The sequence below is a fragment of the Methanobrevibacter sp. genome (genome assembly GCF_045116495.1).
Taxonomy (GTDB): domain Archaea; phylum Methanobacteriota; class Methanobacteria; order Methanobacteriales; family Methanobacteriaceae; genus Methanocatella.
Genome location: NZ_JBGULU010000191.1, coordinates 1 through 7,223 on the forward strand (window position 1 = coordinate 1; position 7,223 = coordinate 7,223).

Sequence of the window (7,223 nt, forward strand, 5' to 3'; positions counted from 1 at the left end):
GATGCCCTGTCACAGCGCGAAGTCACAAGAGAAAATCCGCCACATGATCGCCACCGATACCGTCAACTGCTACACCATTGACAAGCAAGGTGTTAAGAAGATGATTTACCAGACTCCCTGGCGCGATCGTGACGGCAACGTACGCGGCATGGTCGAGATCTCCATGGTCATCCCCCAGGAAATGCCCCACTACGTCAGGTCCTAATCGTCAACCCCGCTGATTTTCAGCGTAATCCGCAACATCACGACAGGCTCCCGCCGAACTGATCCGCTCAGTTCACGGGCGCCTGTCGTCGTGACCATAGTTATGGCCCCAACTTCTTGGCTTGTGTTCTTGATCCATGTTCAGGCTTGTGGTTATGGGGCTTGCGCTATGGTTTCTAGTTATACTCCCCGCGTTGGGCTCATCGTTCAGACCGCATTAGAGAATTATTAGGCCGCATTATTGTGCATATTTGACTCAAGATTTGCGGGAATCAAAAAAAAGCGTTACTTTTGTAGCTTAATGTTTGTGGCCGCAGCCGCCTTTTCGGAGCCCAGCTGCCCGCCACAACAATGACACAATAAGGTAACCCGCTGATAATGACTACTGCGATAGTGTCCCCAGCATTACCTGCTCTCCACCCGTCCACCGCCGCCCCACGGCCCCGGTGACCCTTTATGTCTTTTTAGTACAATAGTTATAATACTTTAAGTACTTTTGTGTTTAATTGAATTATTCGCATTGATTCAATTATTTGTTAGGTTCAGAAATAATCTAGTGATATTTTGGGTGGGGAGATATATTTAATTATTTAAATGACTAAACGTCAGTATGATGGTGTGTTTTTTAAAAAGAATACTTAAAAAAGTATCACATATATTAGATTTGATTTTTTTTGATTTTTTTATCAAAGAGCATCCGATATTGCTCGTTGATTTGTTTTATAATAAAGATCTATGGAACCTAAGGGAGGCGTGTATTAAAAAGCCAAGTCATAGAAAAGAATTACTTTATTATTCCTATTTACAAACGTATGGCTCATGGATAGGATTGGGCGCTGTGTTTGAAGGTAAACCAATTTTTCCTCATTCATTTCATGGGATTTTTATTAGCCAGAAAGCTCATATCGGTAAAAATGTAGTAATTTTTCAACAAGTCACAATAGGTTCTAATTTGGCAATAGGTAGTAAAAATCAGGGGGCTCCGATAATTGCAGACAATGTATATATTGGATGTGGAGCCAAAATTATTGGTAATTGTTATGTGGGCGATAATTGTCGAATAGGAGCAAATTGTATTATAACAAAAAATGTACCTAGAAATAGTGTTTGCGTTATTCGAGGGTTAGAAATTATAACTAAGGTAGATGAACTTAACAATGCTTGGGTTCCGATGAAAGAATGAAATATTTGATAATCAAAGGAGTTATTCGCTTTATTTTAGTGTGATTTAATCGATTGGTCGGTTTGTGTTTTTAATAATTGAGTTCTTGTTCATGTTGCTTTAATCTCTCATCTTTTAAATCTAAATCATCAATTAGCTGCTTGATTATGTCAAACGTCGATAATCAGAAAAATGCAAATAAGCGAATTGCTAAAAACACAGCTATTGTGTATGGAAAATTAGTGGTGACAACAATTATTGGATTGCTATCATCTCGATACGTGCTTCAAGCTTTAGGCGTTGATGATTTTGGATTGTATAATGTTGTTGGTAGTGTCATTGGGCTCTTTGCTTTTATTTCAGCTTCATTATCAGTAACTACAATCAGATTTTTAAATTTTGAAAAAGGTAAATTTCATGGTGATATGAATAGAATGTTTAATATATGTAACACTCTACATATATTACTAGCATTATTCTTATTGGTTATTTTTGAGGCTTTCGGAATTTGGTATATTGAAAACCATTTGAATGTCGAACCCGGAAAAATGAGTGATGCGATGTTTGTTTTTCAGGTATCGACGATTGCTTGTTGTTTAGGTGTTATGAATGTACCTTATTCAAGTTTATATAATGTGCATGAGCGCTTTTTGTTTCCTGCTGTTTTAGAAGTTGTAAATAGCGTATTGAAACTATTATGCATTTTTCTTCTCTTATATTATTCTGGAAATCGTTTGAGAATGTATGCTTTAGTGATGGCTTTGTTAACGGTTTGTAGTTTTGTCATATTTCATATTTTGGCCTATAGAAATTGGAGTTCAATAGTGAGATGGGCTTTTGTCTCAGGTTGGGCTTCTTATAGGGAGGTGGTCTCATTTGCAAATTTTAATATGCTCTCTACTGTGTCAATGACTGCAAGATCGCAAGGGAGCAATTTGTTAATAAATTTTTTCTTTGGAACAGTAGTAAATGCTGCTTATGCAATAGCAAGTACAGTAAGAGCGTTTGTGGAAACATTTATGGCTTCATTTGATGGAGCCGCTGCGCCTCAAATTACACAAAATATAAGTGGTGGCAATTTTGAAAGAGCATCATATCTTGCAAATAAGATTTGTCGATTATGTATTGTTTTATCAGAATTGATTATTTTACCTGTTTATGTTGAGCTAGACTTTTTACTAAAACTATGGATTGGCATTCCGCCTGAAGGAACTGCCTTATTTTGTAGAATTATGTTGATGGTCGTTTTGGTTGCAGCAACAAGTGGTGGCATTAACCAAATAATTAATGGATCTGGAAAGGTAAAATGGTTTAAGATAGAATTGAGTTTCTTTTATATTTTATGTTTGCCAGTTGGTTATTTGCTCTTTACAAATGGTTATCCCGCATATTACATATTAATACTATTTATTATTTCAGATATATTAAGTAGAATTACACAATTTGCTCTACTTAAATTAATTCTATCTTATGATGTTGTGTCTTTTATAAAAGAGGCTTATTGGCGGCCATTTTTGATAATGGTATTAATGGCGCTTTTTGTAATTTTCTACCGATATCTCGATTTGCAATCAAACCAAATGAGAGTTGTAGGGATTGCCTTAGCAACAATATACTCAGTGGCGCTAACATTTGTAGTAGGATTAAAAAAGAATGAAAAAAATAGGGTTCTAGAACAGATTAGAATTAGATTAAGAAAAATATAATGATAAGGATTAACTTTTTTGGCGATTTTAAGATAAAAGATGTGACCAATTTAACATTTGGAGACAATCTACTTTCTTTACTTCATAACAGCGAAATTAATTTTTTGAATTTCGAAGCACCTATTTTTGTGAAAGGGTCAATACCTATTGTAAAGAGTGGTCCGAATTTTTGTCAGGACAGGAATGCACCGAGGTTTCTTCAGGAAAAAGGTTTTAATTTAATTGGTTTAGCAAATAACCACGCTTTGGATTATGGGGAAATTGCAGCATCAGAAACAATCCTAGCTTTCAATAAATCTATTGTTGTAGGTTGTGGAAAGTGGGATGATGCATTCAAAATTAATACTATTGAATTGAAAGGCGTAAGAATAGGTTTTTTAGCATTAAATCAACATGAATTTGGCGCATTTGATGATGTTTTTTATGATAATAATAGATTTGGGACGGCATCGTTATTGCATCCAGTTGTTGATGAGCTAATAATGGAATCGAGAGAAAAAGTTGATTTCTTGTTTGTGATTCCTCATGCTGGAATGGAATACTGCCCTCAACCGCTTCCCCAAATCAAAACACTGTATCGTCATTTTATAAAAATGGGTGCAAGCGGTGTGATTGGAGGTCACCCACATATAGCGCAACCATGGGAGTTTATAGATGGGAAGATTATCATGTATAGTTTAGGCAGTTTCTGTTTAGACCCGTATGACGTCGGTAGCAGTAAGATTAAATTTCTTAATAATAGTCTTGCCGTAAGTGTCATTATTAATGATGATCGTACGATTACGACTGATGTGAATCAAGTGAAATATGATTCTGAATCAAGTTATGTGGATTTATGTAATCAAGATGTGGATTTTTCTATGTATTTAAAAGAGATTTGTTCTGATTTTGTAGACAATATTAAGTATAGAGGTATAATAGATAACCATGCACATTTAATGAAAGAGAGCTATATTAATAGTCTTTCTGAAGGAGGATATTTTAAGTTTAGTATAGCTCAATTTACTCGTTTATTTTTTAGCTATTTTTACAGAAAGATTCCTTGGGTGCCAAATCGTAGAGATGTCATTACACAAATCATGAATAATCTACAATGTGAAGCCCATAGATGGGTGATTCTTCATTTATTTAAAAAGAAATTAGGATAATTATGATTCGTAATATAAAGAGAATAACACGGGAATTCCTGGTTGATCATTATCCCAAAATGATTATTGACCATGAGTGGCCAGCACAGTTTGGACATAAGATAGACTGGAATAACCCTCGAGACATTAATGAGAAAATCCAGTGGCTAATATGTTACTCTGATACGTCTGAATGGGTTCAGCTGGCTGACAAATGGAAAGTTTCTGAGTTTTTGAAAAAGCGGGGTTTGGGACATATTCTCCTAAACATTTATGGAGTATGGGATAATGCTTCTAAAATTGATTTTGATGTGCTGCCTTCAAAATTTGTGCTCAAATGCAACCATGATAGTGGGTCAACACTAATTGTCGATAAATCTAAGGGATTTGAAAAAGAACAAATCATTTCTTTTTTCAATGAGAAATTAGAACAAAAATTTGGTTATAAAGGGTGTGAGCCTTATTATAATAAAATTAAGCCTATGGTTTTGGCGGAAGAGTTCATAGAAAATGAGAATGAAACAATAGGATTAGTGGATTATAAAATATGGTGTTTTAATGGAAGGCCATACTACATTATGACATGTCATAGTAGATATAAAGCGACTGTTGCTCTAGACTTATATAATCTTAATTGGACCTATATTCCGGAGAATATGATATTCTCACAGACTCATAGAAATGGTGGGAACAGTGTTCCGAAACCTAAAAACTTGAAAAAGATGCTTGAGTATGCTTCAATCCTATCAGAAGGATTCCCGCAAGTAAGAGTGGATTTTTACTTAATGAATGATAGAGTGTATTTTGGAGAACTTACTTTTTCTAGTTATTCTGGCCGTATGGAGTATTATACAGATGAATTTCTTGAAAAACTAGGACAACTAATCGAGTTACCGAAAAAACGTTGTCCGATAAAATTTTAAATCAATCACTACTTGAGGCAAGAGAGCATAGTTATTTTCTTATCGGTTGTGAATATTGAATTATATTAAAAATGAGAGTTTTACTTACAGGAGGTGCGGGTTTTATTGGTATGCATGTGGTTCATGCTCTTGCTGAGGATGGCCATGAGGTTGTCATCATTGATAACTTAAATGAATACTACAACCCACAGCTGAAGTGTGATCGCTTAAAGCAACTTGGCATTGAGGCTATCGATGACTCATCGAGAAATGTGAGCTCAACATATCCCCAATTGTCGTTCTATAAGGGTGATATCGTTGACAAGGCTCTCATTTTTGACTTGTTTGGTCAGCATAAGCCTGAACTTGTAGTCCATTTAGCAGCTCAGGCGGGTGTTAGGTATTCTCTTGAGAATCCTGATACTTACGTTCAGAGCAATGTCGTTGGCTTCTTGAATATGCTTGAGGCTGCAAGACGTTATCCGGTTAGACATTTTGTATATGCCAGTTCTAGCAGCGTTTACGGTTTGAACGGCAAAATCCCATATTCGACTCATGATGGTGTGTCACATCCTGTCAGCTTATATGCAGCTACAAAGATAGCCGACGAGGTGATGGCTCACACCTATTCCCATCTGTTCAAGATACCATGCACTGGAATCAGGTTCTTTACCGTCTATGGTCCATGGGGGCGTCCAGATATGTCGCCCTATCTGTTTGCCGATGCCATCAGTAATGATAAGCCTCTCAAGGTTTACAATTATGGCAAAATGCGTCGCGATTTCACCTTTGTTGACGACATCGTAGGCGGCATTCTGCAGATTTGCAGCCGTCCGCCTCAATCTGATGAATCTTGGGATAGTACCAAAGCCGATTGCGCGACGTCATCAGCACCCTACCAGATTTACAACATTGGTAACACTCATCCAGTGGATTTGATAGACTATATCAAGGCTTTTGAGAAAGCGTTTGGCAAAGAGGCAAAAAAAGACTTCTTGCCACTGCAGCCAGGAGATGTGCTGGAAACGTTCAGTGACATGAGTGACATGAAACGGGACTTTGACTTTACCCCCAAGGTTGATGTCGAGGAGGGCGTTCGCCGCTATGTCGCTTGGTTCCGTCAATATTATGAATGATAACTCTATAGTATGAAGGAATTTGTCGTTTATACGGTCTTGGTGGGTGGTTATGATGATGTATTGCAGCCAAAGGTTGTAGACGACAGGTTTGACTATGTCCTGTTCTCTAATGATTTTAAAGAAACCAAGCAAGGTGTCTGGACCGTAAGAGAAATACCTAGGGTCGTTGATAATGATAACAAGCGCCTTTCCCGCTATCCCAAGACCCATCCCGAGACCCTTCTTGCTGATTACAAAGCTTCGTTATATATAGATGCTAACATCCAGATTTTGGATCAATGGGTGTATGACAGGTTTATAGAATTATATAATCAAAACATCGAGTTTGCTGGAGTACAATTAGTGTTAACAGGACGTGACTGTATCTATGAGCACTCTTTTGATATGTGTCAAGCGTTACTTGAGCATGACTATGTAGCCATACGGCAGTGCCATCGCTTGCATGAACTTGGTTTCCCTCGTCATTTTGGATTAAATGAGAATAATGTGCTCTTTAGAATACATAATGATAAAATGAAGGCCACTGACGAGGAGTGGTGGGACTGGATATTGAATTATTCGTCTCGTGATCAGTTCTCGTTTATGTATTGCCTTTGGAAAAACGGAGTGTCCCTTAATTACTTTTTACCCGAGGGTGAAGATACCCGCAATGGCACACATTTTCGTTTGGTTGACCATGACGGTGATACTAATGTGATAAAAACAAAAATTATCAAGCGAGGTCTTATCGAGAAATTGCGCATCAAGAGCAAAACGTTTAATCCCGATAACTACCGCCGTCAGTGGCTGTCGATGTACAAGTCTTCTCGCCCAGTTACAACCCTATATTTAAAGGGGTTAGTAGCAATAGTGACGAATCTATCAAATATTTTTAAATCAATCTATTTAAAATGAAAGCTAGGGTTATAGCGTTTTACCTTCCTCAGTTTCATGAGATTCCTGAGAATAACGAATGGTGGGGCAAGGGCTTTACCGAGTGGACC

General features: G+C 37.2%; 8 protein-coding genes. All 8 read left to right on the plus strand.

Going from position 1 to position 7,223, the window contains the following annotated elements; all coding sequences use genetic code 11:
- Positions 1-205: hypothetical protein (locus ACJMLH_RS10050; RefSeq protein WP_405277279.1), on the plus strand; the 205-nt coding region annotated here is incomplete at its 5' end.
- Between the two features lie 609 nt (positions 206-814).
- Complete coding sequence (locus ACJMLH_RS10055) at positions 815-1,387, plus strand: serine acetyltransferase (RefSeq protein ID WP_405277281.1); 573 nt, start codon at positions 815-817, stop codon at positions 1,385-1,387.
- Between the two features lie 146 nt (positions 1,388-1,533).
- The gene (locus tag ACJMLH_RS10060) at positions 1,534-3,072 is read left to right on the plus strand and encodes an oligosaccharide flippase family protein (protein ID WP_405277283.1); all 1,539 of its coding nucleotides are present in this window, start codon (positions 1,534-1,536) and stop codon (positions 3,070-3,072) included.
- A complete protein-coding gene (locus tag ACJMLH_RS10065) occupies positions 3,072-4,220 on the plus strand; it encodes a CapA family protein (RefSeq protein ID WP_405277285.1) in 1,149 nt (382 codons plus the stop codon). Before ACJMLH_RS10060 ends, ACJMLH_RS10065 begins: the two co-directional genes overlap by 1 nt.
- A 59-nt stretch (positions 4,221-4,279) precedes the next feature.
- Positions 4,280-5,122: an ATP-grasp fold amidoligase family protein gene (locus ACJMLH_RS10070; RefSeq protein WP_405277287.1), complete on the plus strand. Its 843-nt coding sequence runs from the start codon at positions 4,280-4,282 to the stop codon at positions 5,120-5,122.
- A 71-nt stretch (positions 5,123-5,193) separates the two neighbouring features.
- On the plus strand, positions 5,194-6,237 hold the full coding sequence (locus ACJMLH_RS10075; protein ID WP_405277289.1) for an NAD-dependent epimerase: 1,044 nt from the start codon (positions 5,194-5,196) through the stop codon (positions 6,235-6,237).
- 12 nt (positions 6,238-6,249) lie between these two features.
- Positions 6,250-7,134, plus strand: coding sequence for a hypothetical protein (locus ACJMLH_RS10080; protein WP_405277291.1), 885 nt, complete (start codon positions 6,250-6,252; stop codon positions 7,132-7,134).
- Positions 7,131-7,223, plus strand: a 93-nt coding sequence (locus ACJMLH_RS10085; protein ID WP_405277293.1) for a glycoside hydrolase family 99-like domain-containing protein, incomplete at its 3' end; no start/stop codon positions are given. The genes ACJMLH_RS10080 and ACJMLH_RS10085, both read left to right, overlap by 4 nt.

Excerpts from the sequence above, each read along its gene's own strand:
- ACJMLH_RS10060 (WP_405277283.1), top strand. The coding sequence starts at position 1,534 with ATGTCAAACGTCGATAATCAGAAAAATGCAAATAAGCGAATTGCTAAA.
- ACJMLH_RS10080 (WP_405277291.1), top strand. The coding sequence starts at position 6,250 with ATGAAGGAATTTGTCGTTTATACGGTCTTGGTGGGTGGTTATGATGAT.
- ACJMLH_RS10055 (WP_405277281.1), top strand. The coding sequence starts at position 815 with ATGATGGTGTGTTTTTTAAAAAGAATACTTAAAAAAGTATCACATATA.
- ACJMLH_RS10075 (WP_405277289.1), top strand. The coding sequence starts at position 5,194 with ATGAGAGTTTTACTTACAGGAGGTGCGGGTTTTATTGGTATGCATGTG.
- ACJMLH_RS10070 (WP_405277287.1), top strand. The coding sequence starts at position 4,280 with ATGATTATTGACCATGAGTGGCCAGCACAGTTTGGACATAAGATAGAC.
- ACJMLH_RS10065 (WP_405277285.1), top strand. The coding sequence starts at position 3,072 with ATGATAAGGATTAACTTTTTTGGCGATTTTAAGATAAAAGATGTGACC.